This window comes from Pseudomonas sp. ML2-2023-3, from assembly GCF_037055275.1.
Taxonomy (GTDB): Bacteria; Pseudomonadota; Gammaproteobacteria; order Pseudomonadales; family Pseudomonadaceae; genus Aquipseudomonas.
The window spans coordinates 3,336,287-3,362,844 of sequence record NZ_CP146343.1; the positions used below are offsets into that span (position 1 = coordinate 3,336,287).

Below are 26,558 nucleotides of genomic sequence, written 5' to 3' on the forward strand. Positions count from 1 at the left end.
ATTGCCGCTTTTGCATCAGCACAATTCTAAAAATGGGTGATGCCATGAACGTTATAAAATCGCTCTACTTCCAGATTCTCTGCGCCGTAGTGTTAGGCGTACTGTTCGGACACTTCTGGTCGCAGCAGGCCATTGCCTTGAAACCCCTGGGTGATGCGTTCATCAAGCTGATCAAGATGATGATCGCTCCTGTGGTGTTCTGCACAATCGTGACCGGTATCGCCGGCATGAGCGACAAGCGCTCGTTGGGACGTTTGTTGAGCAAGACCATGCTGCTGTTCCTGGCCCTGACCGTGATCAGCCTGATCATCGGCCTGGTGTCGGTCTATCTGTTCAAGCCCGGAGCGGGAATGAACATTGACCCGAGCCAGTTGAGCACCCAGGGATTGTCGCAGTACACCGATTCGGCTGCGAAGCTGGGAGTGGTCGAGTTCTTCATGCACATCATCCCGGACACCTTTATCGGTGCTTTCAATAAAGGTGAAGTGCTTCCCGTGTTGTTCATCGCGGTACTGTGCGGCTTTGCGCTTTCGGCAATAGGTGAGCGGGGCAAGCCCGTACTGGTTGTACTGGAGTCCGCATCCCACATGGTGTTCAAGATTTTCTCCTACCTGATGCGGTTTGCCCCGATCGGTGCATTCGGAGCCTTGGCGTTTACCGTAGGCCAGTACGGCATTACATCGCTGGGCTCGCTGGCCAAGCTGATCATGACCCTGTACATCGCCTGTGCCTTCTTTGTCTTTGTCGTGCTGGGCAGCATTTGCCGGGCGAACGGTTTCAGCCTCTGGAAGCTGCTGCGCTATTTTCGTGAAGAGTTTCTGGTGGTACTCGGCACTTCTTCCACCGAGCCGGTCATGCCCAGAATGCTGGAAAAGCTTGAGGCCCTGGGGTGCAAAAAAGGCGTAGTGGGGCTGGTGTTGCCAACAGGGTACTCATTCAATCTCGACGGCACGGCCATCTACCTGTCGCTGGCTGCCGTCTTCATTGCGCAGGCCTGTAACATCGAGCTGACCCTGACGCAGACGGTGACCATGCTGGCAATCATGCTGCTGTCTTCCAAGGGTGCAGCAGGGGTCACGGGGGCCGGTTTTGTTGCGCTGGCCTCGACCCTGACCGTCATTCATGACATTCCACTGGCCGGTCTTGCCTTGTTGATTGGTATCGATCGATTCATGTCGGAAGCCCGTGCGTTGACCAGCCTGGCCAGCAATGCCGTCGCCACCGTGGTGATGTCCATCTCGGAGAACGCCTGCGATCGCGAAACCCTGATGCGTACATTGGACCGCAAGCCATTGCTTGTTGCGGCCCCGGATGAGTCCTGGGATGGTCCGGCGGTGGTTGAGCGCGTCTGACTATTTAGTGCAGTTCAAAGCCCGATAGCTTCTCGTTAAGTCCTCCCGCCAGACATCGTTGGTTCATGTCGTCCGGCGGGAATGGGGTCGTGCGCCTTTGCGCCGGTCGCACTCATTATAAAAACAAGAGAATTGACCTATGCTCGCATTTCTTGGTTTGGCCATGGTGGTCGTCTTCACCTTCCTGATCATGACCAAACGGCTGTCACCCATTGTGGCGCTTGTTGTCGTGCCTGTCGTATTTGCCGTCATTGGCGGTTTTGGCGGCACCACCGGCAAAATGATGCTCGATGGCCTGAAAATGGTGGCGCCTTCAGCTGCGCTCCTGTTGTTTGCCATCCTGTTCTTCGGCTTGATGATTGATGCAGGCTTGTTCGACCCGCTGATCCGCAAAATCCTCAAGCGCGTCAATGGCGACCCGATGAAAATCGGGGTCGGCACTGCACTGCTGTCATTGCTGGTCGCACTCGACGGCGACGGTACAACCACCTACATGATCACCTGCGCTGCGATGTTGCCGCTGTACAAGCGCATTGGCATGAACCCAATGGTTCTGGCGACCATCGCCATGCTGTCCTTGAGCATCATGAGCGGCATGTCTCCTTGGGGCGGACCTGCTACCAGGGCCATCGCGGCCCTGGGCCTGGACGCCGGCGAATACTTCGTGCCGATGCTGCCGACGATGATTGGAGGCGCCATGTGGGTAGTCTTCACGGCCTTCTTGCTGGGTCGTGGCGAGCGCAAGCGCATTGGCAATATCCAATTGCAAAGCGGCGGGGGTAATTGCTACATCAAGGCCATCCTTGAAGACACACCCTACAAGCGCCCCAGGCTGGCCTACATCAACCTGCTGCTGGTGATCGCGGTGATGGTTGCGCTGGTGATGGGGATCATGCACTCGGCGATCCTGTTTCTGATCGGTTTTGTCCTGGCATTGATGATCAACTACCCGCAACTGGATATTCAGAAAGAACGCATCCTGGCCCACTCCGGCAATGCGATGACCGTGGTGTTGCTGGTGTTTGCCGCTGGCATCTTTGCCGGGATCTTCTCGGGCACCAAGATGGTCGATGCTCTGGCTCAAACCCTGGTGGACTGGATTCCGCCGTCCTGGGGGCATCTGTTCCCGCTGGTGGTGGCGATCACCAGCATGCCGCTGACGTTTGTCCTTTCCAACGATGCTTATTACTTCGGGGTGGTGCCGATCCTGGCCAATGCGGCGGCGGCCTATGGCATAGACCCCCTTGAAATCGCCCGGGCATCGGTCCTCGGCCAGCCCGTGCACCTCATGAGCCCGCTTGTGGCTTCGACGTTGCTGCTGGTGGGCATGGTTGACCGTGATATCGGCGACTTCCAGAAAGCCACCGTCAAATGGGCGGTGCTCACCTCCCTTGTGATTACGGCACTGGCCTTGCTGACCGGGGCGATAAGCCTCTTCTCCTGATCCACCCAGGCCTCCTGCTTTTTATCGACGCGCCTCGACGGTGAGGCGTGCGCAGTCCTGCACCCCAAATAACAACAATGAGAAGTTTGCCATGACCTGTTTACATACCCGTTGGACGTTGCTTTCTGTTCTAGGACTGCTACCCCTGGCGAGCGCCAGCGCAGACGGATTTGTCGATGACAGCAAGCTCAAGCTGCAATTGCGCAACGTGTACTTCAACGAAAACTTTCGCGACGAGCATGGCATGAGTGCGAAATCAGCAAGAACGGCGAAGAGCGAACGAACCGAGTGGGCCCAGGGATTTCTGCTCGATTACCAATCGGGATTTACCCCTGGAACCCTGGGCTTCGGTATTGATGCGCTGGGCCTGCTGGGGGTCAAGCTCGACTCGGGTCGCGGTCGCAGCGGCACAGGACTGCTGCCTGTGCATGACGATGGTCGGGCCGCCGACGAGTTTTCAAGCGCCGGGATAACGGCCAAAGCCAGGCTCGCCAGGACCACCCTGAAGTACGGAACCCTGCTCCCCAAAACACCGGTGCTGATCTACAACGATGCGCGTCTTTTGCCCCAGACCTACAAGGGCGGCCAGATCATCAGCAGTGATATCGAGAACCTGACACTGACAGGGGGGTATCTGGAACGTTTCAAGTTGCGAGACTCCACTGACAGCATTGCACTGGTGCCCGACGGTTACGGAGGCGATAAATCGGGGGATTTCAGCTACGCCGGTGCCGAATACAAAGCAGGCAAAACCATCCGCCTCAGCTATTTCTACGGGGAGCTTGAGAACTTCTACAGGCAACATTTTGCCGGAATCCAGCACGATCTGCCCATCGGCGCAGGGGTACTCACCAGTGACCTTCGTTACTTCAACAGTGTCGATACGGGGGCGGCCCATGGGGGCAAGATCGATAACGATATGCTCAGCGGCCAACTGACCTACGCCATTGCGGGCCATTCCTTTGGTGGCGGCTACCAGACACTCAGTGGCGATGCCGGGCTGCCCTACATCAGCGGCGCAACCGTGTACTCCTTCAGTAACGCGGGTATCGGCAAATTCATTGAGGAAGACGAGAAGACCTGGATGCTGAACTATGGCTACAACTTCGCCGCCGTGGGTGTACCAGGGCTGACATTCGCCACCCGCTACCTGAGCGGTAACGACGGCAAGTCCAGCAGTACAGTCAAGGAATGGGAGCGTGATGCCGAACTGGCCTATGTGGTGCAGCAAGGTTCACTCAAGGGGTTGGGGGTCAAGCTGCGCAACTACGTCTATCGTTCGGACTTCTCGCGAGGACGTGACAGTAACCGGGTCTACCTGACTTACGATATCGCGCTCTGGTAGTGCCTGTTATATGTCAGTTATGTCGCTATCAATCGTGGGATATAACCCAAAGCGAGGTTGTTATTCCATCAAACCAGTTCAAATGAGATTTATAGTACGTTCTAATCTATTCATATAACTTTGAAATGATTGGAGTTTTTGTCCTTGAAAACATCGGCGCTCTTACCTTTCGGCTTCGCTTTGCTCGCGACCTGTGCAACGGCTTTTGCGGGCCCCACCCTGGATCGCGTAACCCAAAAAGGGGAGATGACGGGCGTGCTGATGGAGAGCTATCCGCCATTCTCCTTTCTCAACGATCAGAACCAGCTGGACGGCTTTGACGTTGACGTCGCCAAGGCCGTGGCGCAGCGCCTGGGGGTCAAGCTCAAGCTGGAAACACCGTCCTGGGATGTGATCGCCGCAGGCCGCTGGAGCGGGCGTTACGACATCTGCGTGTGCTCGATGACCCCGAGCAAGGCCCGGGCTGAGGTGTTCGACTTTCCGGTCGAGTATTACCAGTCGCCGGCAGTGATCGTCGTGAACGCCAAGGACAACCCCATCGTTGAAGGCAAGGACTTGTCCGGGAAAAAAGTGGGCGTGATCAGCGCGTCCACCTATGAAGCCTATCTGAACAAGGACCTGGTGATTGAAGGCGCCGAAGACAAGCCGTTGAGCTACCCGTTCGAGAATGTCCAGATTGCCCCGTACGACAATGAAACCGTGGCGTTCCAGGACCTGGCCTTGGGCAGCGGGGTGCGTCTGGATGCGATGGTCACCAATCTGATCACGGCCCGTGAGCGGATTGCCCAGGATCCGCGCTTCAAGATCGCAGGCCCCGCGCTGTACGCAGAACCCAACGTGGTGGCGATTGAAAAGGGCGATCCGCAGTGGAGTGCCAAGGTGACTGAAGCCATTGCCGGGCTGAAGGCCGACGGAACGCTGAGCAAGATTTCACAGAAGTGGATCGGTTCCGATATCAGCCAATGACAGCCCACAATCCACACCCCGCCAAGACACATTCACTCGCCAAGACCGAACCCCGTGGCGTGAGCCAGCTGTTTGGCTTTCGCACCCGGCTCTATCTGACGTGGGCGGTGCTGTTCGCGTTGTGCGTCATGTTCTTCATGAGCTTCGACCTGAAGCTGTCGATCATCCTGGATAAGTTGCCGAACCTGATGGGCCTGCACTTGGGCCCCAACGGCTTTCTGCAAGGCGCGGCGCTGACGTTGTTCCTGTGCTTTTGTTCGATCTGGTTGTCTTTGCTGCTCGGTTTTGTGACGGCGCTTGCGCGCCTTTCACGCAGCGCCGTGGCCTTTGGGATCGCGAGCTTCTACGCGTCATTTTTTCGCGGGACGCCGCTGCTGATCCAGATCCTGCTGATCTACCTGGGCCTGCCCCAGATCGGGATTGTTCCGGGGGCAATCAGCGCGGGCATCATTGCGTTGTCGCTCAATTACGGTGCCTACCTCAGCGAGATTTTTCGCGCCGGGATCATGGCCGTGGCCCCCGGGCAACGCCAGGCAGCGATGGCGCTGGGGCTGTCGCCGACGGCGACATTCCTGCACATCATCCTGCCGCAAGCCATGCGCACGATTTTGCCGCCGACCACCAGCCAGTTCATTTCAATGCTCAAGGACTCCTCGCTGATTTCGGTGATGGGCGTGTGGGAAGTGATGTTTCTGGCGCAGTCCTACGGGCGTTCGTCGTATCGCTACATCGAAATGCTCACCACTGCCGCCGTTATCTATTGGTTGATGTCGATCGGGCTCGAACTGGTGCAGAACCGCCTCGAGCGCCACTACGGCAAAGGGTTCACACAGCAGCGCTGAACCTGCTTGTTTACGAACCTGTGGGTGTCAGTCATCAACAGGTTCAGCCAAATCTCACACATTCAGAGACAAGACATGAAGGAACGATCAATGGTTATTCTTGATGGTGGCATGGGCCGGGAGTTGCAACGTTGTGGCGCACCTTTCAGGCAGCCTGAGTGGTCGGCGCTTGCATTGAGCGAAGCCCCGGAAGTCGTGGTGGCCGTTCATACCGCGTTCATAGAAGCCGGCGCTCAAGTCATTACCAGCAACAGTTATGCAGTGGTTCCCTTCCATATAGGTGAGGAGCGTTTTGCCAGTGAGGGGCTGGAACTCGCCTCGATTGCAGGCCAACTGGCGCGCAAAGCGGCTGACGCCAGTGCCCGACCGGTCAAGGTCGCGGGTTCTCTGCCGCCGTTGTTCGGCTCCTACAGGCCTGATCTGTTCCAGCCTGAGCGGGTGACAGAAGTGCTCACGCCTCTGCTTCAAGGCTTGGGCGCGCACGTGGACCTGTGGTTGGCAGAGACCCAGAGTTCACTGGCCGAAGTGCAGGCGATCCACGCTCATCTGCCGTCAGACGGCAAGCCATTCTGGGTATCCTTCACCCTTCAGGATGAAGAGACTGACGGTGTGCCTCGCCTGCGTTCAGGCGAACCCGTGGCCGACGCCATCGAAGCGGTCGCAGGAATGGGGGTTGCCGCGGTGTTGTTCAACTGCAGCCAGCCGGAAGTGATCGGTGCTGCCGTGGATGTGGCGCGAGCCATTACCGAACGTCTGGGTGCCGACATCGCCATTGGTGTCTACGCCAATGCCTTCCCGCCGCAACCGAAGGAAGCGACGGCGAATGACGGCCTGGACGAGCTGCGCGAAGACCTCGATCCCCTGGGCTACCTGGAGTGGGCCAAGGATTGGCAACACAGAGGGGCAAGCATGATCGGCGGATGCTGTGGTATCGGCCCGCAGCATATTGCCGAGCTCAAACGCAGCCTGAAGTGACCTGGCAACACGCCAGTGTTGAGTGAAAACCTGCACGGGCGCCGATGTCGATTACTATGCTCCGAGAGTATGGGAGAAGGGCGTCATTACTGGCTCATGCTCACGGGCCCTGCACTCGATTCGCCTGGTGACGCCAAGCGTTGCCGGCGAACGGGTCGGGCAGACTGAAACGTACATCAATCGTTGCCTGAACATGAATCGTCCGCTGTTTGTTGCTTTGGATGGGCCCAAGGGGACCGGCAAAACCACACTGCTGGAAGCCGTCACGAAAGTACTGAGGGCAGACAGCAAAAAGGTGATCCGGCTGTGCGAGAAAAAAAGCGATCCCTACCGGGGTGAAACAATGGCCCTCGTGAACAGGCTCGCCAGAGATCCGTGCCGGGATCTGGAGCTGGCCGTGTGTGAGCGCCTCGCTGACAGCCGAGCCTGGATAACCCGGCACGTGCTGACCAAACAGCCGCCAGACTGCATCATCCTGATCGATCGCTGGTACCCGTCTGATGCGGCGTTTCGCCGGATAGTCCCGTTTGCCGAAATCCTGCAGTTGAACATGGATCGAAACGTGCGAGTGCCAGACCTGCATGTCGGGGTCGTCACCGCCCCTGAAATGTCATGGGCGAGGGCGGCGGCACGGTCCCGCGGGCTGGGGAGTACGGTGATGCACGCGCTGCAAGAGCATGTCGCGAGCACGAAAGCATTCGAGCAGGCGGCGGCAGATCAGGGCTGGCTGTTATGCCGTAACGAAGGATCGATCGAAGACGCTACGATGCAGGTGGTTGCCGGGATCTATAGCGTCCTTTGACCCTCGAAGGCCTATTTGGCCTGTGGCCAAAACCGCACGCCACCGCCCGGCGCTTCCGTCCAGGCCTGTAGCGAACGCGTCGGCAAGTCGAAATAGTCCCGGGTACGGGCATACCCATGCCCGCCCATCCGCCCGATCGCATCAAGCCCCAACTGGTCGATGTACAGGGTGTGCGGGTCAATCAGCTCGTCCCGTACATGGGCCATCAGGACTTCGCCAAAGATGATTTCCCGCGATTGCCCGATGGACAGCGCCATCATCCGGCGACACTCCAACGCCACCGGGGCTTCGCCTATACGCGGGCATTTGACGGTGGTCCCGGCAATCGCCGTGAGCCCGGCGGCGGTCAGTTCGTCGAAACCGGGGGCGAAGGGCACGGCGCAGACATTCATCGCTTCCACCAATGCATCGCTGACAATGTTGACGGTGAATTCCTGGTTGAGCTGGATATTGCGCGTGGTGTCCTTGGGGCTGAGGTCGCCGTAGTTCTCCACGCCCAGCGCCAGAATCGGCGGGTCGGCAGACAACGCGTTGAAGAAGCTGAAGGGGGCTGCATTGATACGTCCTTCGCCATCAACGGTCGTCACCAGCGCAATCGGTCGAGGCACCACACTGCCAATCAGGATCTTGTACTTGTCGCGGGCACTCAGGGTGCTGAAGTCGAAGCTTTGCATAGGCACAAATCTCTAGAGAAGAGGATCGATCGCGCTGAGCGGGGCATGTGCGCTGTAGTTGTCGGCGTACGGGATGGACGGTTTGAACAGGGTGTTCCAGTCCGGCTGGCCAAAGGCCCGGGGGCTGTGGCTGCGCATCAGTGTCTCGAATTGTCGTTGGGCCTGGCGTTGCAGGGCGGGGTAGTCGACCCCTTGAACCTGACCGTCATGCATCACGCAGCGCCCGTCGATGTAACTGGCAATGCAGTCATCACCGCGACCGGCCAGCACCAGGTTTTTCAGCGGGTCGAACAGCGGCCCGAGGTGCAGGCCACGCAGGCTGAACACGGTGATATCGGCCTTCGCCCCCGGGGCCAGACGGCCGATGTCGTCACGCCCCAAAGCCTTGGCGCCCCCCAGCGTGGCGGCGTTATACAGGTCCAGCGTGCTGGTCAACGATGCACCGCCTTCCATCAGGCGGGCGATGTTGAGTCCTTGGCGCATGTTCTCCAGCAAATCCGCCGGCCAGGTGTCGGTGCCCAGGGCTAAGTTGATCCCCTTGGCCCGGTAACGGCCAAACGAGTTCAACGCCTCACCATCCCGGGCAAACACCACCGGGCAATGCACCAGGCTGGTACCGCCGTCCACCAGCCGTTGCAGGTCGTCATCACCCTCGGTGTAAATGCCGTGGGGCAGCAGACTGCGCGGGGTCAACAGCCCCAGTTGCTCCAGCCAGGCCAACGGCGAAACTCCGCGCAGTTGTTTGACCATCTCGACTTCGCCGAGCCCCTGGCAGCAGTGCAGCCGCATGGGCGCGTTCAGCGCCCGGCTCAGGTCGGCGGTACGTTGCAGCAGCGCGGGCGTGCAGGTTTGAATGCGATCAGGCAGCAGCGCCCCGCGAATCAAACCGTCCTGTGCCCCGTCGAAATCCTCGAAAAAGCGCACGGCCCCATCGAGCCCGGCCAGGCCTCGGGCTTCATCCCAGTGATGGGCCAGAGTTCCATCGGCGCGCCAGTAACTCATGCCGCTCATGTAGCAGGGCCCGAGGTACGTGCGCAGGCCCAGCTCAGCGGCCACACCCGCCACCGCAGCCATTTCATCGTAGGTCTCGGCCCACTGGCGGTAATACGTCGAGGTGATCGGCATGGCCGTGGTGATGCCGTTGCGAATCAACTGAGTGAAGGCGTAGCGGTACTTGAAAACCTCTTCATCCGGGCTGTAACTCTCCCGCGGACCGCTCGCCAGATAGTCCTCGGACCACATCCGGCCCATACCGCACTCATCGCCGTTGTCCAGGGTCAGCACGGTAGAGTCCAGGTCCCCGAGGGCATCCAGGTCGATGAAGCCCGGGCCGATCAACGCATTGCCATAGTCGATCCACTGATCCACGGGACCTGCATAACCGCGCCCGACAAACACGATGCGCGCGCCTTCGAACACCACTTCGCCGTCGCGCCACAGCACGTGCTGCGTGCCGTCAAAGCCGACCACGCAGCTGCTTTTGAGGCCGACCGTTGCACGTGGCCCGCGCTTCACAGACGGCTGTCCAGCAATCGACCACCCGAGGCGATCAACTCGCCGCCGCGATAGACCTGGCGTACCGGACGCGCCACCACTGCTTCACCGAGGGTTTGCACCGGCATCAACAGGAAGTCGGCCCGTTGCCCGATCTCCAGCCCGTAATCGACACAGCCCAGCGCTTGCGCTCCATTGACTGTGGCGGCGGCAAAGGCCGCTGCCAGTTCCTCGTCCTTGTTCATGTCAAAGCGGAACGCCAGGAGCATCGCCCGTTCCAGCATGTCGCCGTTGCCCATGGGCGACCAGGCGTCGCGAATACCATCCGAACCCAGGCACACGTTGACGCCGGCTTCGCGCAACGCGAGGAACGGCGGGACCGCGCAATCGGCCGGGGCCGAGCTCATCAGCGAAATGCCCAGTCTGGCCAGACGATCGGCCACCGGCCGGACCTGACTCCAGGGCAACATGCCCAGGCAATAGGCGTGGCTGATCATCACCCGGCCCTGACGCCCGTAGCGCTCGGTGTAATCGGCGATCAGCGCAATCTGCCACAGGCCCAGTTCACCTTTGTCATGCAGGTGAATGTCGACCCCACGGTCGAATTCGCTGGCCAGCTTGAACACGAAGTCGAGCTGGGCGAGGGGGTCGTTATCGATACCGCAAGGGTCGAGCCCACCGACGTTTTCCACGCCCAGCGCCATGGCTTCGCGCATCAGTTCGGCGGTGCCGGGGCGGCTGATCAGGCCGGTTTGCGGGAACACCACCAGTTGCAGGTCGATCAGGTCACGGTAGCGTTCGCGCAGTTGTTGCATGGCTTCTACATGACGCAGGCCGAAATCCGGGTCGATGTCGACGTGGCAGCGCATGGTCAGCGACCCACGGGCAATGCAGTTTTCCAGAAGCGCACCGGCGCGTTCGGCGATGGGGCTCTGGACTTCGCGCAGTACCCGGCGTTCGTTGGTGATGTAATCCTTGAGCGTCGGCCCGGCGCTGTTCGAGTGCCAGGGCTGACCCCAGAGGGTTTTGTCGAGATGAACGTGGCTTTCGACCAGGGCCGGGGTGAGGAGTTGGTGTTGGCCGTCAATATCGGTGGCGGTCAGCGCTGTGCTGGAGGCTGGACGCCGCTGCTTAAACAGGCCGTTCTCCAGAAGCAGGTCTTGGGGAGCAAGGCCGTAGGGCCGCACGTTGCGCAGCCAGCGGGGTTGGTTCATGGCAAACCTCTTGGATTTCTAGGGTGTTTGACGGGGCCTCTTCGCGGTCTTGCATGCGAAGGCGGCCCCCTGGTTCTGGATCAGCCCTTGAGCTTGGACCAGATCCGGTCTTGCAGCTCCCGCGCCTTGTTGCTGCATTCCTTTTCAGGGCGCAGGCGCGAGGCGAATTCTTCGGGCATGTTGATGGCATCCATCACTCGCCATTTGGCGTCGATCAGGTTTTCGCTCTGAATGCCGTTGTCGTAGGCGATGGCATTGGACACGGCAGCGGCGTTTTCCGGCTTCATCATCCAGTCGATGAAGATCTTGGCGTTGCCGGGGTGTGGCGCGCTTTTTGGCACGGCGAAGTTGTCCTGGAACATCGCCAGGCCTTCACGGGGGTACACGTATTTGATGCTGCTCTTCTGCAACGTGGCGCGGGCGGTGGAGCCGTTCCAGTTTTGCATCATGATCACTTCACCGGAGGCCATGCGGTCCACGGTGTTGTCCGAGCTGTACATTTTCAGGAACGGTTTCTGTTTTTGCAGCAATTCCAGGATGCGCTTGGCGTCCTGGGGGTTTTCGGTGCATTCGTCGACGCCCAGGTAATGACTGGCTGCATTGATCACGCTGCTGGAGGTGTCGAGGGCGGCGAGTTGGCCCTGGAGTTCCTTGCGCGGTTCGAAGAATTCTTTCCATGAGTCGTCCAGCTTGCCGCCGGGGACCCGCGCGCTGTCATAGGAAAACCCCGTGGTACCCCACAAGTAAGGCGCCGAAAACTTGCGGCCAGGGTCGAAGCTCGGGTCGCGGAACGCCGGTTTGACGTACTGGAAGTTGGGCAGGGTCGGGGTGTCGATTTCCAGCAGCAAGTCCTGGTTGATCAGGGTGCGCATGATCGATTGCGACGGCACGATCACGTCATACGCCGCGCCACCGGCCTGCAACTTGGCCAGCAGGGTTTCGTTGCTGTCGTAGCCGTCCATGGTGACCTTGATGCCGGTCTCCTTTTCGAATTTGGCCAGCAGGTCGACCGGGTAGTAATCGGTCCAGTTGTAGAAAAACAACTCCTTGGGCTCATCGGCCTGTGCGGCAAAAACGGTGAAGCAACTGAGGGCCAGGCCGGCGACGCCGTAACCGAGACGTTTCAATTTCATGCTTTTCTTATTCATGACAGCAGGCTCCAGACTCATTGTTGTTTGCCGCGTTGTCCCAGCCAGAAGGCCAGCACCACCAGCACGATGGAAATCACCAGCATCAGGGTCGAGATTGCGTTGATCTCCGGCGTCACGCCGGCCTTGATCGCCGAGAAGATGTACACCGGCAAGGTCGTCGAACCAGGCCCTGCCACGAAGAACGTCATGATGAAATCGTCGAGGCTGACCACGAATGCCAGTACCGACCCGGACAACACCGCCGGCCACAGCAGCGGCAAGGTCACCCGGCGAAACACCTGCCACGGGTTGGCGTACAAGTCGTTGGCCGCTTCCAGCAGGCTTTTGTCCAGGTCATTCAAGCGAGCGCGAATCGGCAGGTAGGCAAACGGGATGCAGAAGCCGATGTGCGCCACGATCACGGTCAGCAAACCGAGCTTGATCCCCAGCGCCATGAACAGCAGCAGCGTGGCGACCGCGGTAACGATCTCCGGCAGGATGAGCGGCAGGTTGATCCCGCCCTCGACCACTTTCTGCCCGTAGAACGGCCGATACGTCGCCAGCGCGGCGAGCAGCGCAATGGCTGTGGCGCAGACCGTGGCAATGCTCGCAACGATGATCGAGTTCAGCGCCGCGGTCTGAATTGACGGGTTGGCCAGAATTCGTCCGTACCAGGCGAACGAAAACTCGGTCCAGACCGTTGCGGAGCGGTTGGCATTGAAGCTGTACGCGATCAGCACAAAGATCGGCACGTACAGGTACGCAAGGATCAACAGACTGACTTCGCGGGTCAGCGGCAGTTTTTTCAGGTGCAGGGCGATCATGCGGTGGCTCCCCGACGTAGAGTCTTGGCGGTGCTGCGGGTATAGAGGGCGTAGAGCATCAGCGACAGGAGCAGGATCCCCAGCAACAGGAACGACAGCGAACTGCCCAGCGGCCAGTTACGGGCAGTGCCGAACTGTTGCTGGATCAGGTTGCCAATCATCAACGTCTTGCCACCACCGAGAATCGCCGGGGTGATGAATGCACCGAGGCTCGGCACAAACACCAGCAGTGCACCGGCAATCACGCCGGGCATCGACAGCGGCAGAATGATCCGCTTGAGCGCGTGCCAGCGGTTGGCTCCGAGGTCGTAGGCCGCTTCTACCAGGCGCCAGTCGAGTTTTTCCAGGGTCGAGTAGATCGGCAGAATCATGAACGGCAGAAAGCTGTAGACCAGCCCGACGCTGACGGCGAAGTCGTTGTAGAGGAGGGTGATGCCGCCAGCCTGGGGGAACAGGGCATTGAGGCTTTGGGCGACCCACCCGTGCTCGCGCAGAATGATCAGCCACGCGTAGTTGCGGATCAGCAGGTTGGTCCAGAAAGGAATGGTGATCAGCAAGACCATGAGGTTGCGCCGACGCGGGGTCAGGCTGGACATCCACAGCGCCACCGGGAAGCCGAACAGAAAACACAACAACGTGGTGCCGCCGGCCTGGAACACCGAGCGCAGCAGCGCCTGGGCGTACACCCAGTTGAGCTCCTTTTCACCGTCGAAACCTTCCTGGAAAAACAGCTGCACGTAGCTTTGCAATTGCCAGTTGGCCTGCCAGTCGACGCCGCCGTACACGTTGCGTGGCAGCAGGCTGATGTAGCCCATGATGCCGAGCGGAATGGCGATCAGTGCCAGTAACGTCAGAACCACCGGGCTGAGCAACAGCGCACGGTTGAGAGCGGGGGATGTGCTGCTGACGCTCATCTCAAGCCTCCATCAACAGGCAGGCATGGGGTGGCAGGTTGACCGCAACGCGATCACCGACCACACGCCCGCGGTTCAGGCCTTCGTTGTTTTCGCGCAGCATGACCTTGATGTCGTTGTTCAACCGGCACTGATAGAGCGTCGCGGTGCCGACATACAGGACGGCTTCGATCACGCCGCGCAAATGGTGGGGCTGCTGCGGATCGACCAGTTGCGAGCGCTCCGGGCGGAACGCCAGTTGCACTCTTGCGCCATCAAAGCCCTGGGCCGGGCAGGGGATTTCCACCGGCATGCCGGTTGGCACAAAGAGGTTTTCGTTCTGCTGGCCACGTTTCAGATGCCCCGGCAGGAAATTGATATCGCCGATGAACTGGGCGACGAACTGGTGCTGCGGCCGCTCGTAGATGTCATTGGGCGTACCGATCTGCAGGATCTTGCCAGCAGACATCACGGCAATCCGGTCAGACAGGGTCAGGGCTTCTTCCTGATCGTGGGTCACGAAGATGAAGGTGATCCCGGCTTCCTTCTGCACGCGCTTGAGTTCGACCTGCATCTCCTTGCGCAGCTTGAGGTCCAGCGCCGACAACGGTTCGTCCAGCAGCAGTACTTTGGGTTTGGGGGCCAGGGCCCGGGCAAGGGCGACCCGCTGCTGCTGCCCGCCGGACAACTCGGCAGGTTTGCGCTTGGCCAGGTGCTGCATTTGCACCAGCGCGAGCATCTCATCGACACGCTTGGGAATGAGTTTATGATCAAGGCCCTGCATCTCAAGGCCGAAGGCTATATTCTGCGCGACACTCATGTGGGGAAACAGCGCGTAGCTCTGGAAGACCGTGTTGACCCGGCGCTTGAACGGCGGCAAGTCATTGACCGGTTCGCCCGCGAGACGGATTTCCCCGTCGCTCACATGCTCGAAACCGGCGATGGTGCGCAGCAAGGTGGTTTTGCCACAGCCCGAAGGTCCCAACAGGGTAAAGAACTCATTGTCGGCAATGTCGACTGAAACGTTGTCGAGGGCTGGAGCCAGCCCCGGATCGTCGGAATACCGTTTGGAGACGTTACGCACTTCAATTGCGACTGGATGACCCATAATGGTGCATTCCTCTAATTATTGTATGCAATGTCTGGATGCAATCTAGATATAACCGGATTAATCTGCCCGTGCAACCCCCTTTTTTTAAGGCTGCTCATCGCCTGGGGCCGGTTGTTTTGCGCTAAAGGAGTGTTGAGATGACCGAGAAGAAACTCGAAACCACGGTCGACCGCGTCTATCAAGGGGTTTACGAGGCAATCAGCAAGCGCTCGTTGCGACCGGGGATGAAGCTGGGCGAGGCCTCCCTGGCCGAACTTTTTAACGTGAGCCGAACGTCGGTTCGTGCCGCGCTCAAGCAATTGGAGGCCGATGGACTGGTCACCACAGAGCCCAATAAAGGTGCATCCGTATCTCTACCGAGTGACGAAGAGATCCGTTCGCTGTTCGAAACCCGGCGCCTGGTCGAGATCGGTATCGTCAGCGAACTCTGTCGCCGGCGCGACACAGCCGTGACCCGCGACTTGCGCGATCACCTGTTGCTGGAGGATGAGGCGCACCGAAATGGCGACCACGAACGGTTGATTCATTTGCTCGGCGAGTTCCACATCAAGCTTGCCCGTAGCCTGAACAACCCGGTGTTGCTGGACTGGTTCCAGAAGCTGATTTCCCGCGCCTCGCTGTATGCTGCCGCGCTCGATGATGACAGCCACGAAGCCTGTCGCGACGATGAGCATTTGCGCCTGATCGAGTTCATCGAGGCTGGCAACCAGGGCGCCGCGATCGAGCTGACGTGCATTCATTTGAATGGCATCGAGAAGGCGATTCTCGACGTCGCGGCCACCCTGAAAACGGGCTACCACCCGCTCAAACACCTGATATCACTCTAAGGGAAAGCGTGCTCCCCCTTCACCGAACCCAATCCTTGGGCCTCGTCGCCAAGGATTTTCAGTGTGCCTGCCGTTTTTCGATCAGCGTTTTTAATCCGATCTATAGTCTCTGTTCCTGAAAATGCTTACGGAACGCTCGCTATGAGGCCTAAATCTGCAACGGCTTGTTCGCGCTTTACACCCAGTCATCGTGTTGAGCTTGAAGCCCATGACCTGTGCACCTGTAGCTCGCCGGATATACAGGATTTTCACGCCAGGATGATGCTCGATCTGTCTCGACGTGACGTCTATAGCGGGATCAAGCCCAAAGGTTCACCGCTGTCAGAAGTGCGCACCTCAAGTACTTCAGGACAGGGCACGAACGCTGAGTCCGGCGTGAGCACTGTATTGCTCAAGAATCTTCGTTTATTCAACGGTAGCGTTGTGCTTGACGATAACGTCTGCATCCTGATCAAGGCTGGCGTGATCGACTCCCTGCTACCCGCCAATACGGATGTCGAAGGGGCCGTGGTTATCGATTGCGGGCGAAGGGTGGTGATGCCGGGACTGATTGATGCCCATTGGCACACTACGTTGGCGGGCATCACGCAACTTGACGCGATGAGTGCAGACCCGGGCTATATCCATTTAGTCGCCGCCCGCGAAGCAGAAAGCACCTTGATGCGCGGCTTTACGACGGTGCGCGATCCTGGTGGACCTTCGTTTGCCTTGAAGCGTGCAATTGATGAGGGCGTTATCCCGGGGCCACGTATTTATCCATCCGGCGCCATGATTTCACAGACTTCGGGCCACGGTGATTTCAGGATGCGATCCGAGATTCCCCGCAGCGCTCTCAGGCCACTGAGCGTTACCGAACAACTGGGGGCTGCCGCCATCGCCGATGGCGATGCCGAAGTGCTCAGGCGGGCAAGAGAGCAGCTCATGCTCGGGGCCTCACAGTTAAAGTTGATGGCCGGTGGCGGCGTGGCTTCTGCTTATGATCATCTCGATAGCACCCAGTTTCTGGAGTCAGAATTAAGAATGGCGGTTGAAGCCGCTGCCGATTGGGGCACCTATGTGATGGTGCATGCGTATACGCCCAAAAGTATTCAGCGTGCCATTCGCGCCGGTGTGAAATCGATCGAACACGGCCAACTGGCTGATGAAGAAACCGTGCGCATGATGGCAGACCACGATATCTGGTGGAGCCTTCAGCCTTTTCTGCAGGATGAAGATGCCAATGTTTATCCAGATCCTGTGCGCCGAGAGCGTCAGCGCGTGGTGGCCGAGGGCACCGCGAAAGCCTATGAATTTGCCCAGCGCTTCAATATAAAAACGGCCTGGGGGACAGATATTTTATTCAATCCGCTAAAGACACCGTCTCAGGGAAGACAACTGGCGAAGTTGACCCGGTTTTACGCCGCGCACGACGTTGCAAACATGGCGACAAAGATCAATGGAGAGCTTTTGGGGCTGTCGGGAGCGCGCAATCCTTATCCCGGTAAAGTTGGCCGGATAGAGGCCGGTGCATTGGCAGATCTGCTGGTTGTCGAAGGCGATCCCACGGTAAGCCTGGCCTTTCTGGAGGACCCGCAGATCAATATCAGCATGATCATGAAAGGCGGGAAAATCTATAAACAGAACTTCTAGTCCTCAGCAGGACCATGCACAAAGCCACTGAAAAGCATGGGCATATTTAATTTCCGAATACCTGGCGCCCTGACCATACTGGTTTCTCATGGATTTTCTGGAGGGCGTGACATGGGTTCCCGGACGCTTAAATACGGCCTGTTGACGGTCGCACTGTTGATGACTGGAGTAGTAATGGCAAGCGACAAGTCACTCCTTGACGCCGTGAGAAACGGTGAGCTGGGCAGGGTGCAGCAACTGATCACTGAAGGTGCGAAGCTCGATGACCGTTCGCTCGATGGCAGCAGTGCACTGCTGCTTGCCACGCGTGAGAACCAGATAGAGATCGCCAGGGCATTGATTGAAGCCGGTGCCAACGTTAACCAGAAGAACCTGATCCAGGACAGCCCTTATCTGTTGGCCGGAGCGAGCGGGCGAAATGAAATTCTCCAGCTTGCCCTGGCCCATGGTGCCGACCTGAAAAGCACCAACCGCTATGGTGGCACTGCCTTGATCCCGGCGTGCGAGCGCGGCCATGTTGAGACCGTGCGCCTGCTGATCGCGGCAGGCGTTGACATGAACCATGTCAATCGTCTGGGCTGGACCTGTTTGATGGAAGCCATCGTGCTCTCAGACGGCGGACCGGCACATCAACAGATTGTCAGCCAGTTGATCGAGGCCGGTGCAGACCTGAACCTGCCTGACGACAAGGGCGTGAGCCCGTTGCAACACGCGCAGGAACGGGGTCAGACCGCTATCGCGCAGTTGCTGCGTGACGCCGGGGCACACTGATTCGCGTTTCTTGAGTGGCGGTTTTCGTGTTGCACGTATTCAAAAAACGGTGGTCGTACATAGTCAAGACAGTGCAATCAGCATAAACCCGAGGCAGATCACGTTGCCAAAGGCCAAACCGCAGCAATGAGGGCTAAGACATGAAAGTTCTGATGGTTCTAACGTCCCACGATCAACTCGGGGATACGGGCTTGAAAACAGGATTCTGGCTTGAAGAGTTCGCAGCGCCTTACTACGTCTTCAAGGATGCGGGGGCCGAGGTGGTTCTGGCGTCGCCAGCCGGTGGTCAGCCACCCCTGGACCCAAAGAGTGAGTTGCCGGATTTCCAGACGGACATGACCCACCGTTTCAGCGCGGATCCTGATGCCCGGCGGGCTTTGGCGAATACCGTCAAGCTGGATACCGTCAACAGTAAAGACTTTGACGCCGTGTTCTACCCTGGCGGTCATGGACCGTTGTGGGATCTGGCCGAGTCGAAGACGTCCATCGAGCTTATCCAGTCCTTCGAGCGATCTGGCAAGCCCATTGGTTTTGTCTGTCACGCGCCCGGGGTCCTGCGTCATGTCAAGGCCGCTGACGGCGCACCGCTGGTTAAAGGGCGCCGAGTCACCGGATTCACCAATGGCGAGGAAGCTGCAGTAGAGCTGACCGATGTCGTGCCCTTTCTGATCGAAGATGAATTCCAGAGCCTGGGCGGATTTTATGAAAAAGGGCCGGACTGGGCTCCCTTTGTCATCGAAGATGGCAAGCTGGTCACTGGCCAGAACCCCGCCAGTTCCGAAGGCGTTGCCAAAGCACTTGTCGCCCAATTGAAGTAACCGCGCATGGCGCCCGGGCAGGCTGAAACGTTCGTACGCCCCGGGTGCCCCCTCATCAGAGAGAGTCTTCATGATCACACTTCATCACCTCAACGCGTCCCGATCGCTGCGTATTCTTTGGCTGCTTGAAGAAATGGGAGAGCCTTACACCCTGATTCGCTATCAGCGCGACCCAGCCACTCGTCTCGCCCCGGCCTCATTGAAAAACATTCACCCGTTGGGCAAGTCACCGGTGATTGAGCTCGACGGGCATGTGCTGGTTGAATCCGGCGCCATTGTCGAATACCTGATCCGCCGGTTTGCGCCCCGGCTGGAACCTGCGTTCAGCTCACCGGATTATCTTCAGTACCTGCAATGGATTCACTTTGCGGAAAGCTCGGCGATGGTGCCGGTGCTACTCAAGCTGTTTACCCAGTTTGAGATCAATGCCGGGACTCAGCTCAAGTTCCTGGACGGCTATACCCGGACTGAGTTTGATAAGGTCCTGGGGTTTCTGGACAGTGCGCTTGCCAACAGAACCTTCATTGTGGGGGACACATTGTCAGGGGCTGACTTCATGCTGGCCTTTGTTGCCATCACGGTGGTCGAGCAGATGAAGTGCGGGGCGCAGTACCCTCATCTGCAGGCTTACCTGCAGCGTCTGGCGGAACTGGACAGCTGGAAGCGAGCTTTGAAGCTTGAGAATGAACTCGTCGAATAGTTGAATTGCGGCGGGGCATGGGGGAGCTGGCTTACCTGCGATGCAGACGACGCGGTCTGAAAGGCACATCGAGGTGATGCCATCGCGAGCAAGCCCGCTCCCACAGAGGCTGGAATCGAACTTATCTGTAGCGTTCAAGCCAGTGTGCGTAGGGCGCAGGGAGTGTCCAAGAGGCCTTTTCAACCCCCAGTTCCTTGGCTGCAAAGTACGGCCAGTGCGGATCCGCCAAGTGCGCCCGGCCCACGGACACCAGGTCCAGCTGGCGAGATTCGATAGCGGCGTTTGCCAGCTGCGGGGTACCAAAGCCCCATGCAGAAGTCACTGGCAGACCCGACTCACGACGCACCCGTTCGGCGATCGGGCCCAGGAAGGCAGGGCCCCACGGGATATTGGTTTGCGGGATGGTGAAACCTACACTGACGCTCAACAGGTCAAGCCCTCCGTCCTTGAAACGTCGCGCCAACTCGATCGATTCAGTCAGGGTTTGCTCATCACGCCCGTCGTACTCGATGACCCCGAAGCGCGCAGTGAGCGGAAGATTCTCCGGCCATACCTCGCGCACAGCGGCCAGCGTCTCAAGCAGGAATCGGCTGCGGTTTTCAAAGCTGCCACCGTACTCATCGGTGCGCTGGTTGGAGTGCTCGGAGAAGAAACTCTGGCCCAGGTAGCCGTGCGCAAAGTGCAGCTCGATCCATTCAAAACCGGCATCACGGGCACGACGTGCCGCATCCACGAAGTCCTGGCGCACGCGGGCAATGTCTTCAAGGGACATTTGCTTGGGGACTTTAGGCAGATTGGCGCCGAACGCGACAGGCGAGGGCGCAATAGTCTGCCAACCCTGAGGATTGCCTTCAGGGATGTGATCATCGCCTTCCCAGGGGCGGTTGGCGCTGGCCTTGCGCCCGGCATGCGCGATCTGAATACCGGGCACAGAACCGGCATCCTTGATCGCCTTTACCATAGGCACAAAAGCCTGGGCATGGGCATCGCTCCAGATGCCTGCGCATCCGGGGGTGATACGTCCTTCCGGGGAAACGGCCGTCGCCTCGACCACAACCAGGCCAGCGCCGCCCCGTGCCAGACCGGCCAGGTGGACCAAATGCCAGTCATTGACCATGCCGTTCTCTGCCATGTACTGGCACATCGGCGGAATGGCAATGCGGTTTCTCAAGGTGACGTCTTTTAAGGTGTACGGTTCGAACAGGGCAGACATGTGCAGGCTCCGGTAGATTGATTCGCTTGTTCGATAGTAATCGAAATATGGCATTCATTAAAAGCCTTCGTTATCATCGACACATGCGTACCTTCAAACATCCCGTTCCATCTGACTTTATTCTCGAGCGTTTGCTTTACGCCCTGAGCGACCCCGTCCGTTTCGAGATTGTTCGCTACCTTGCGGGCGTCGCTGAAGCCTCGTGCGGCGAGCTGGACGGCGGTCGGCCCAAGTCCAGCATGTCCCATCACTTCCGGGTCTTGCGCGACGCAGGGCTTGTTCATACGCGAAATGTCGGCACCACGCACATGAACTCACTGCGCGCGCAGGAGCTCAACCAGCGCTTCCCGGGCTTGCTGGATTGCATCCTGTCCCAGGCCTGATTGCCCTGCGGCGCAGCTACGGCCAAGGGTTTTCCTCGGGGGCGCTCCTTTAAAGTGTGCCCATGCCGCCGGGCGCGAATACCCCATCGACCGGGGCGATACCGTTGATCAACGGCGCGCCGAAATCGGCCTGGCTGATTTCGAAGCGATCACCCGGCTGTGTGCGAATGCCGTCCGCGAACGACAAGGTCGCCGTGCCGAAAAAGTGGATATGCACATCACCTGGACGCAGGAACTGGCTGTACTTGAAGTGATGATATTCAAGGTTTTCCAGGCTGTGGCACATGTTGGCTTCGCCACTCAGAAACTCGTTTTCCCATAGCACCTCGCCGTCGCGCAGGATTCGGCTGCGGCCCGACAAATGCTGGGGCAATGCGCCGACCCGCAGTTCCGGCCCAAACGAGCAGCTGCGCAATTTGGAATGAGCAAGGTAAAGGTAGTTTTTGCGTTCCATCACGTGATCGGAGAACTCATTACCTACCGCGAACCCCAGTCGATAGGGTTTTGCGTCGTGGCCGATGACATACAGGCCGCCGATTTCCGGCTCCTCGCCTGCGTCTTCAGCAAACGGTGGCAGTGGGAAGGCAGCTCCCGGCCGTACGACGATGCTGCCATCGCCCTTGTAGAACCATTCCGGTTGCACGCCCGCCTGACCGGCGGCGGGCTTTCCGCCTTCCACTCCCCATTTGAAAATGCGCATGGTGTCGGTCAACGCCGCTTCATCACCGGCCTGCTGGTGCATTTTATCTCGCGCAGATGCGCTGCCCAGGTGGGTCAGGCCCGTACCGCTGATCAGCATATGGGCCGGGTCCGGATGATCCAGAGGGGGGAGGATGCGCAACTCGGCCAACAACGCCGGGTAGTCATGGGCAATGCCCAGGCCTCGCTGGTCGACCTGCTGTGCCAGGCTCACACCCGCTTCGATGGCCGCGAGGGCCAAATCACGCACGCTGTTGGCCCCCAGCACTTCACGTACCAGGTCACCGTCTACCAGGCCGACGCGGCGCTCGCCGGTGTTGAGTTCAAATTGTACTAAACGCATAACGGAAGTCCCTTGATTAAAGATGAGTCGCCGCGCGGGCGCTGGCGGCAAATTCGCTCGGCTGGAGCACGTGTTTGCGTTCGAGGGTACGATACACCACGAACGTCAGGAATAGGCCGAACAGCATCACCCCGGACAGGAAGTACAAACCCGAGGCCAGGTTGCCGGTGTATTCCTTGAGCGCGCCGATCACAAACGGTCCGATGTAGCCACCCAGGTTGCCCACCGAGTTGATCAGGGCAATGCCGGCGGCCGCACTGGCACCGGCGAAGAAGCGTCCCGGCAATGTCCAGAAGATGGCGGTACAGGAAAACAACGAGAACGCCACCAGGCTCAAGGCCGCCAGTTGCAGCATCGGGACCGTCAGCCAGGCGCTGAAGAACAGTCCGATGGCGCCCAGCACATAGAGCACTGCCAGGTGGCCATAGCGATCATTGAGGCGGTCGGAACTGCGAGGAATGATGAGCAAGCCGATAATGCCGAAGACATAGGGCACCGAAGACACGAACCCGGTGCTCAAGTCACTGCCGCCAAACTGTTTAATCAACGTTGGCAGCCACAGCCCCAGCCCGTAAATGCTCAGGGTGACGGGCAGATAGAACAGCGCAAGCAGCAACACGCGCTTGTCTTTCAACGCGTGCAACGGGTTGCCATGACGGGTCTGACCGTAGGCCTGCAAGTCCTTTTCCAGCTCGCCTTGCAGCCAGTCCTTTTCACCCTGATCCATCCACTTGACCTGTTGCGGGCCGTCCGGCAAGTAACGCAGTACGGGCCAGGTCAACAGAATGGCGGGCATGCCGATCACAATGAACAGCCATTGCCAACCCTGCAGACCCAGGATGCCATCCATGCCCAGCAAGCCGCCGGACACGGGCCCGGTGATCATCATGGCGATAGGTTGCGACAGGATAAACAGCCCCAGGATCTTGCCGCGATGGCGGACCGGGAACCATTGGGTGATGTAGTACAGCACGCCAGGAAAGAATCCCGCTTCGGCGACCCCCAGCAGGAAACGCATGACATAGAAGCTGTGCGGTCCCTGCACAAAGGCCATGCCAATGGTAATGGCGCCCCAGGTCAGCATGATCCGGGCAAACCAGCGCCGAGCGCCGAAACGCTCAAGCATCAGGTTGCTGGGGATTTCCATCAGGAAATAGCCGATGAAAAACAGGCCCGCACCCAGGCCATAGGCTGCATCGCCAATGCCGATATCAGCGCCCATGTGCAGCTTGGCAAAGCCCACCGCCGAGCGATCGACGTAAGCAATCAGGTACAGCAGGATCAGAAACGGAATGAGTTTAAGCGTGATGCGGCGAATAAGCCGGAGTTCCTGGCTCATGAGACGGTCTCCCATTGTTTTTGTTATGGAACCTCTGGAGTGGCCTCAAGCGGGTTTTCGCCAGGATCAGCTCTCAGTGAAAACGACTATATAGTATTACTATTTAGCCAACAACTCTTCCACATTGGCTTTTTTAAGGCTAATTTAGCGGTACGGAAAATAATTAGTCATACAATAAGAGACCGCCAACATGTCCGACAAATATCCTCCCTTGCGTTCCGCCCAATGGTTTGGCAGCGCTGATAAAAACGGCTTCATGTACCGCAGCTGGATGAAGAACCAGGGCATTGCCGATCATCAGTTCCAGGGCAAGCCCATCATCGGCATCTGCAATACCTGGTCGGAACTGACGCCTTGCAATGCTCACTTTCGGACCATCGCCGAGCACGTCAAACGTGGTGTCATCGAGGCGGGTGGCTTCCCGGTCGAGTTCCCGGTGTTTTCCAACGGCGAATCCAATCTGCGACCTACCGCCATGCTGACGCGCAATCTGGCGAGCATGGATGTGGAAGAAGCCATTCGCGGTAATCCGATCGATGGGGTAGTGCTGTTGACCGGTTGCGACAAAACGACCCCGGCGCTGTTGATGGGCGCGGCCAGCTGCGATGTCCCGGCCATTGTGGTCACCGGTGGCCCGATGCTGAACGGCAAGCACAAAGGCAAGGACATCGGCGCCGGCACCATCGTCTGGCAGATGCACGAGTCCTATAAAGCCGGCACCATCAGCCTCGACGAATTCCTCTCGGCCGAGGCCGGCATGTCGCGCTCGGCGGGTACCTGCAACACCATGGGCACGGCCTCGACCATGGCCTGCATGGCAGAAGCGCTGGGGACCTCGCTGCCCCATAACGCAGCCATCCCGGCGGTGGATTCGCGCCGCTACGTACTGGCCCATATGTCAGGCATGCGCGCCGTCGAGATGGTCCGCGAGGATTTGCGCCTGTCCAAGGTTTTGACCCGGGAAGCCTTTGAAAATGCGATCAGGGTCAATGCCGCCATTGGCGGATCGACCAACGCCGTGATTCACCTCAAGGCCATCGCCGGGCGGATTGGCGTGGACCTGGAACTGGATGACTGGACCCGCATAGGCCGGGGCACTCCGACCCTGGTGGACTTGCAGCCGTCGGGCCGCTTCCTGATGGAAGAGTTCTACTATGCCGGAGGCCTGCCGGCCGTGCTGCGGCGCCTGGGTGAGAACGGCCTGATTCCGAATCCGCAAGCGTTGACCGTCAACGGCAAAAGTCTGTGGGAGAACGTTAAAAACTCACCGATCTATGGCGACGACGAAGTTATCCGGGCAATCGATAATCCGCTGGTTGCCGACGGCGGTATCTGCGTATTGCGCGGCAACCTGGCGCCTCTGGGCGCGGTACTCAAGCCATCCGCTGCGACCCCGGCCCTGATGAAACATCGCGGACAGGCCGTGGTATTCGAGAACTTCGACATGTACAAGGCCCGCATCAATGACCCTGAACTGGCGGTCACTGCCGACTCGATTCTGGTGATGAAGAACTGTGGGCCAAAGGGTTACCCGGGCATGGCCGAAGTGGGCAACATGGGCCTGCCCGCCAAGCTGCTGGCTCAGGGCGTGACCGATATGGTGCGTATTTCCGATGCCCGCATGAGCGGAACGGCGTACGGCACGGTGGTGCTGCACGTGGCTCCGGAAGCCGCAGCCGGTGGACCACTGGCAGCCGTGCAGGAAGGTGACTGGATTGAACTGGATTGCGCCAGTGGACGCCTGCACCTGGATATCTCCGATGCCGAACTGACCGCTCGCCTGGCTGATATCGAGCCGCCAAAAAACCTGTTGATTGGCGGTTATCGCCAGTTGTATATCGACCATGTCATGCAGGCCGACCAAGGCTGCGATTTCGATTTCCTGGTGGGCTGCCGAGGATCGGAAGTACCCCGTCATTCCCACTAAGTGGCGACACCGGCAAAGCGAACCCGCCATGACAATCAGAGCGGGCGCGAATCAACCCGCGCCTGCTATGATCCGCGCTTTGAATCGAAAGGATCGCCCCGCGCCCCATGGATTATCGTCAGCCCTCCGACCGCAAAAGCATGCATACGCGCATCGTTCAGGAACTCGGCCTGCAGATTGTGTCCGGGCGCTTCAAATCCGACGACAAACTGCCTGCCGAAGCATTGCTCTGCTCAGAATATGCGGTCAGCCGTCCGGTCTTGCGCGAAGCCACCCGGGTCCTGGTCGCCAAAGGCCTGGTGTACTCCAGGCCGCGCGTGGGTACCGTGGTCAAACCACGCCGCGAGTGGCACATGCTCGATCCTGATGTGTTGCACTGGTTGCTGCAGGCCTCGCCCCAAAATGAATTTTTTGGCTTGCTGACCACCGTGCGCAGCATTATCGAGCCCGCCGTGGCAGCGCTCGCAGCCCAGCATGCAACTGCAGAAGATGTGGCATCGATTCAAGAAGCCTACCAACGCATGGAAAGTGCCTCCAGCCCTGAAGAGCTACTGCAACCCGACCTGGACTTTCACAGCCGGATTGCCGACGCAACTCACAACGATTTGCTGGCCAACTTGTGCAACATGCTGTCATTGGCCTTGCGCGAAGCCATGAAGCACTCCAACCGTCGACCCAACCTGCACGAACTTGCCCTGCCACGGCACAAGGCAATTTTGACCGCGATCGAAAGCCGCGACGCTTTGGGCGCGCGCCAGGCCACGCTGGTACAGCTCGAAGACGCGCGCATGGCGCTGGATGTGGTGTTGAGCCAAGGGTAGGGCGGTTGATACTGGCAAGCCC

At 59.0% G+C, this 26,558-nt stretch carries 25 protein-coding genes; 15 read left to right on the forward strand and 10 right to left on the reverse strand.

Annotation, left to right across the window (positions count from 1 at the left end):
• Nucleotides 1–32: 32 nt before the first annotated feature.
• From V6P94_RS15275 to V6P94_RS15305, 7 genes are all read left to right on the forward strand, one after another.
• Entirely contained in the window at nucleotides 33–1,352 is a 1,320-nt protein-coding gene (locus tag V6P94_RS15275) for a dicarboxylate/amino acid:cation symporter (protein WP_338647450.1), read from the forward strand.
• Between the two features lie 139 nt (nucleotides 1,353–1,491).
• A complete protein-coding gene (locus V6P94_RS15280) occupies nucleotides 1,492–2,796 on the forward strand; it encodes a citrate:proton symporter (protein ID WP_338647452.1) in 1,305 nt (434 codons plus the stop codon).
• Between the two features lie 91 nt (nucleotides 2,797–2,887).
• Nucleotides 2,888–4,141: an OprD family porin gene (locus tag V6P94_RS15285; protein ID WP_338647454.1), complete on the forward strand. Its 1,254-nt coding sequence runs from the start codon at nucleotides 2,888–2,890 to the stop codon at nucleotides 4,139–4,141.
• Between the two features lie 246 nt (nucleotides 4,142–4,387).
• Complete coding sequence (locus V6P94_RS15290; protein WP_338647456.1) at nucleotides 4,388–5,107, forward strand: ABC transporter substrate-binding protein; 720 nt, start codon at nucleotides 4,388–4,390, stop codon at nucleotides 5,105–5,107.
• Nucleotides 5,104–5,949: an amino acid ABC transporter permease gene (locus tag V6P94_RS15295; RefSeq protein ID WP_338647458.1), complete on the forward strand. Its 846-nt coding sequence runs from the start codon at nucleotides 5,104–5,106 to the stop codon at nucleotides 5,947–5,949. Before V6P94_RS15290 ends, V6P94_RS15295 begins: the two co-directional genes overlap by 4 nt.
• Nucleotides 5,950–6,039: 90 nt before the next feature.
• Nucleotides 6,040–6,924, forward strand: a complete 885-nt coding sequence (locus V6P94_RS15300) for a homocysteine S-methyltransferase family protein (protein ID WP_338647460.1) — start codon at nucleotides 6,040–6,042, stop codon at nucleotides 6,922–6,924.
• A 193-nt stretch (nucleotides 6,925–7,117) separates the two neighbouring features.
• Nucleotides 7,118–7,726 carry a dTMP kinase gene (locus V6P94_RS15305; protein ID WP_338649449.1) on the forward strand — a complete coding sequence of 203 codons (609 nt, stop codon included), beginning with the start codon at nucleotides 7,118–7,120 and terminating at the stop codon, nucleotides 7,724–7,726.
• A gap of 11 nt (nucleotides 7,727–7,737) precedes the next feature.
• On the opposite strand, the gene V6P94_RS15310 is transcribed toward V6P94_RS15305, so the two are convergent.
• The 7 genes from V6P94_RS15310 to V6P94_RS15340 form a co-directional block, all read right to left on the reverse strand.
• Nucleotides 7,738–8,400 carry a flavin reductase family protein gene (locus V6P94_RS15310; protein ID WP_219261935.1) on the reverse strand — a complete coding sequence of 221 codons (663 nt, stop codon included), beginning with the start codon at nucleotides 8,398–8,400 and terminating at the stop codon, nucleotides 7,738–7,740.
• Nucleotides 8,401–8,412: 12 nt separating this feature from the next.
• On the reverse strand, nucleotides 8,413–9,915 hold the full coding sequence (locus V6P94_RS15315) for an amidohydrolase family protein (RefSeq protein ID WP_338647467.1): 1,503 nt from the start codon (nucleotides 9,913–9,915) through the stop codon (nucleotides 8,413–8,415).
• Nucleotides 9,912–11,108: an amidohydrolase family protein gene (locus V6P94_RS15320; RefSeq protein WP_338647469.1), complete on the reverse strand. Its 1,197-nt coding sequence runs from the start codon at nucleotides 11,106–11,108 to the stop codon at nucleotides 9,912–9,914. The genes V6P94_RS15315 and V6P94_RS15320 overlap by 4 nt, the downstream gene beginning before the upstream one ends.
• Before the next feature lie 80 nt (nucleotides 11,109–11,188).
• A complete protein-coding gene (locus tag V6P94_RS15325; protein ID WP_133079751.1) occupies nucleotides 11,189–12,241 on the reverse strand; it encodes an extracellular solute-binding protein in 1,053 nt (350 codons plus the stop codon).
• Nucleotides 12,242–12,273: 32 nt separating this feature from the next.
• The gene (locus tag V6P94_RS15330; protein ID WP_133079744.1) at nucleotides 12,274–13,062 is read right to left on the reverse strand and encodes an ABC transporter permease; all 789 of its coding nucleotides are present in this window, start codon (nucleotides 13,060–13,062) and stop codon (nucleotides 12,274–12,276) included.
• Complete coding sequence (locus V6P94_RS15335; RefSeq protein WP_133079745.1) at nucleotides 13,059–13,976, reverse strand: ABC transporter permease; 918 nt, start codon at nucleotides 13,974–13,976, stop codon at nucleotides 13,059–13,061. Before V6P94_RS15335 ends, V6P94_RS15330 begins: the two co-directional genes overlap by 4 nt.
• 1 nt (nucleotide 13,977) lies before the next feature.
• Entirely contained in the window at nucleotides 13,978–15,063 is a 1,086-nt protein-coding gene (locus V6P94_RS15340; RefSeq protein ID WP_133079746.1) for an ABC transporter ATP-binding protein, read from the reverse strand.
• Nucleotides 15,064–15,203: 140 nt separating this feature from the next.
• Here V6P94_RS15340 and V6P94_RS15345 point away from each other — a divergent pair, with 140 nt between their 5' ends.
• The 5 genes from V6P94_RS15345 (at nucleotide 15,204) to V6P94_RS15365 (ending at nucleotide 19,811) form a co-directional block, all read left to right on the forward strand.
• Complete coding sequence (locus tag V6P94_RS15345; protein WP_133079747.1) at nucleotides 15,204–15,893, forward strand: GntR family transcriptional regulator; 690 nt, start codon at nucleotides 15,204–15,206, stop codon at nucleotides 15,891–15,893.
• Between the two features lie 258 nt (nucleotides 15,894–16,151).
• The gene (locus tag V6P94_RS15350) at nucleotides 16,152–17,522 is read left to right on the forward strand and encodes an amidohydrolase family protein (protein ID WP_338647475.1); all 1,371 of its coding nucleotides are present in this window, start codon (nucleotides 16,152–16,154) and stop codon (nucleotides 17,520–17,522) included.
• 111 nt (nucleotides 17,523–17,633) lie between these two features.
• Nucleotides 17,634–18,293: an ankyrin repeat domain-containing protein gene (locus V6P94_RS15355; protein WP_338647477.1), complete on the forward strand. Its 660-nt coding sequence runs from the start codon at nucleotides 17,634–17,636 to the stop codon at nucleotides 18,291–18,293.
• Between the two features lie 140 nt (nucleotides 18,294–18,433).
• Nucleotides 18,434–19,111, forward strand: coding sequence for a type 1 glutamine amidotransferase domain-containing protein (locus V6P94_RS15360; protein ID WP_338647479.1), 678 nt, complete (start codon nucleotides 18,434–18,436; stop codon nucleotides 19,109–19,111).
• Between the two features lie 70 nt (nucleotides 19,112–19,181).
• Entirely contained in the window at nucleotides 19,182–19,811 is a 630-nt protein-coding gene (locus V6P94_RS15365; RefSeq protein WP_338647481.1) for a glutathione S-transferase, read from the forward strand.
• Between the two features lie 121 nt (nucleotides 19,812–19,932).
• On the opposite strand, the gene V6P94_RS15370 is transcribed toward V6P94_RS15365, so the two are convergent.
• The gene (locus tag V6P94_RS15370) at nucleotides 19,933–21,024 is read right to left on the reverse strand and encodes an NADH:flavin oxidoreductase/NADH oxidase (RefSeq protein ID WP_338647483.1); all 1,092 of its coding nucleotides are present in this window, start codon (nucleotides 21,022–21,024) and stop codon (nucleotides 19,933–19,935) included.
• A gap of 83 nt (nucleotides 21,025–21,107) precedes the next feature.
• Here V6P94_RS15370 and V6P94_RS15375 point away from each other — a divergent pair, with 83 nt between their 5' ends.
• On the forward strand, nucleotides 21,108–21,407 hold the full coding sequence (locus V6P94_RS15375) for a helix-turn-helix transcriptional regulator (RefSeq protein ID WP_133079460.1): 300 nt from the start codon (nucleotides 21,108–21,110) through the stop codon (nucleotides 21,405–21,407).
• A 49-nt stretch (nucleotides 21,408–21,456) separates the two neighbouring features.
• Here V6P94_RS15375 and araD1 read toward each other — a convergent pair whose 3' ends face one another.
• Both araD1 and V6P94_RS15385 read right to left on the reverse strand, forming a co-directional pair.
• Nucleotides 21,457–22,449 (reverse strand): AraD1 family protein, encoded by a 993-nt coding sequence (araD1, locus tag V6P94_RS15380; RefSeq protein WP_338647486.1) that lies wholly within the window; start codon nucleotides 22,447–22,449, stop codon nucleotides 21,457–21,459.
• 16 nt (nucleotides 22,450–22,465) lie between these two features.
• Nucleotides 22,466–23,788, reverse strand: coding sequence for an MFS transporter (locus tag V6P94_RS15385; protein WP_133079462.1), 1,323 nt, complete (start codon nucleotides 23,786–23,788; stop codon nucleotides 22,466–22,468).
• A gap of 190 nt (nucleotides 23,789–23,978) precedes the next feature.
• Here V6P94_RS15385 and V6P94_RS15390 point away from each other — a divergent pair, with 190 nt between their 5' ends.
• Together V6P94_RS15390 and V6P94_RS15395 are read left to right on the forward strand one after the other, a co-directional pair.
• The gene (locus V6P94_RS15390; protein WP_338647490.1) at nucleotides 23,979–25,715 is read left to right on the forward strand and encodes an IlvD/Edd family dehydratase; all 1,737 of its coding nucleotides are present in this window, start codon (nucleotides 23,979–23,981) and stop codon (nucleotides 25,713–25,715) included.
• A gap of 107 nt (nucleotides 25,716–25,822) precedes the next feature.
• Nucleotides 25,823–26,536 carry a FadR/GntR family transcriptional regulator gene (locus V6P94_RS15395; RefSeq protein ID WP_219261924.1) on the forward strand — a complete coding sequence of 238 codons (714 nt, stop codon included), beginning with the start codon at nucleotides 25,823–25,825 and terminating at the stop codon, nucleotides 26,534–26,536.
• Nucleotides 26,537–26,558 lie beyond the last annotated feature (22 nt).

What these genes read in the sequence shown, in the direction of transcription:
- araD1 (WP_338647486.1), bottom strand. Translation starts at nt 22,449, where the DNA reads ATGCGTTTAGTACAATTTGAACTCAACACCGGCGAGCGCCGCGTCGGC.
- V6P94_RS15275 (WP_338647450.1), top strand. Translation starts at nt 33, where the DNA reads ATGGGTGATGCCATGAACGTTATAAAATCGCTCTACTTCCAGATTCTC.
- V6P94_RS15280 (WP_338647452.1), top strand. Translation starts at nt 1,492, where the DNA reads ATGCTCGCATTTCTTGGTTTGGCCATGGTGGTCGTCTTCACCTTCCTG.
- V6P94_RS15305 (WP_338649449.1), top strand. Translation starts at nt 7,118, where the DNA reads ATGAATCGTCCGCTGTTTGTTGCTTTGGATGGGCCCAAGGGGACCGGC.
- V6P94_RS15390 (WP_338647490.1), top strand. Translation starts at nt 23,979, where the DNA reads ATGTCCGACAAATATCCTCCCTTGCGTTCCGCCCAATGGTTTGGCAGC.
- V6P94_RS15340 (WP_133079746.1), bottom strand. Translation starts at nt 15,063, where the DNA reads ATGGGTCATCCAGTCGCAATTGAAGTGCGTAACGTCTCCAAACGGTAT.
- V6P94_RS15370 (WP_338647483.1), bottom strand. Translation starts at nt 21,024, where the DNA reads ATGTCTGCCCTGTTCGAACCGTACACCTTAAAAGACGTCACCTTGAGA.
- V6P94_RS15320 (WP_338647469.1), bottom strand. Translation starts at nt 11,108, where the DNA reads ATGAACCAACCCCGCTGGCTGCGCAACGTGCGGCCCTACGGCCTTGCT.
- V6P94_RS15345 (WP_133079747.1), top strand. Translation starts at nt 15,204, where the DNA reads ATGACCGAGAAGAAACTCGAAACCACGGTCGACCGCGTCTATCAAGGG.
- V6P94_RS15375 (WP_133079460.1), top strand. Translation starts at nt 21,108, where the DNA reads ATGCGTACCTTCAAACATCCCGTTCCATCTGACTTTATTCTCGAGCGT.
- V6P94_RS15325 (WP_133079751.1), bottom strand. Translation starts at nt 12,241, where the DNA reads ATGAAATTGAAACGTCTCGGTTACGGCGTCGCCGGCCTGGCCCTCAGT.
- V6P94_RS15295 (WP_338647458.1), top strand. Translation starts at nt 5,104, where the DNA reads ATGACAGCCCACAATCCACACCCCGCCAAGACACATTCACTCGCCAAG.
- V6P94_RS15365 (WP_338647481.1), top strand. Translation starts at nt 19,182, where the DNA reads ATGATCACACTTCATCACCTCAACGCGTCCCGATCGCTGCGTATTCTT.
- V6P94_RS15330 (WP_133079744.1), bottom strand. Translation starts at nt 13,062, where the DNA reads ATGATCGCCCTGCACCTGAAAAAACTGCCGCTGACCCGCGAAGTCAGT.
- V6P94_RS15300 (WP_338647460.1), top strand. Translation starts at nt 6,040, where the DNA reads ATGGTTATTCTTGATGGTGGCATGGGCCGGGAGTTGCAACGTTGTGGC.
- V6P94_RS15385 (WP_133079462.1), bottom strand. Translation starts at nt 23,788, where the DNA reads ATGAGCCAGGAACTCCGGCTTATTCGCCGCATCACGCTTAAACTCATT.
- V6P94_RS15285 (WP_338647454.1), top strand. Translation starts at nt 2,888, where the DNA reads ATGACCTGTTTACATACCCGTTGGACGTTGCTTTCTGTTCTAGGACTG.
- V6P94_RS15310 (WP_219261935.1), bottom strand. Translation starts at nt 8,400, where the DNA reads ATGCAAAGCTTCGACTTCAGCACCCTGAGTGCCCGCGACAAGTACAAG.
- V6P94_RS15395 (WP_219261924.1), top strand. Translation starts at nt 25,823, where the DNA reads ATGGATTATCGTCAGCCCTCCGACCGCAAAAGCATGCATACGCGCATC.
- V6P94_RS15335 (WP_133079745.1), bottom strand. Translation starts at nt 13,976, where the DNA reads ATGAGCGTCAGCAGCACATCCCCCGCTCTCAACCGTGCGCTGTTGCTC.
- V6P94_RS15290 (WP_338647456.1), top strand. Translation starts at nt 4,388, where the DNA reads ATGACGGGCGTGCTGATGGAGAGCTATCCGCCATTCTCCTTTCTCAAC.
- V6P94_RS15360 (WP_338647479.1), top strand. Translation starts at nt 18,434, where the DNA reads ATGAAAGTTCTGATGGTTCTAACGTCCCACGATCAACTCGGGGATACG.
- V6P94_RS15350 (WP_338647475.1), top strand. Translation starts at nt 16,152, where the DNA reads ATGATGCTCGATCTGTCTCGACGTGACGTCTATAGCGGGATCAAGCCC.
- V6P94_RS15355 (WP_338647477.1), top strand. Translation starts at nt 17,634, where the DNA reads ATGGGTTCCCGGACGCTTAAATACGGCCTGTTGACGGTCGCACTGTTG.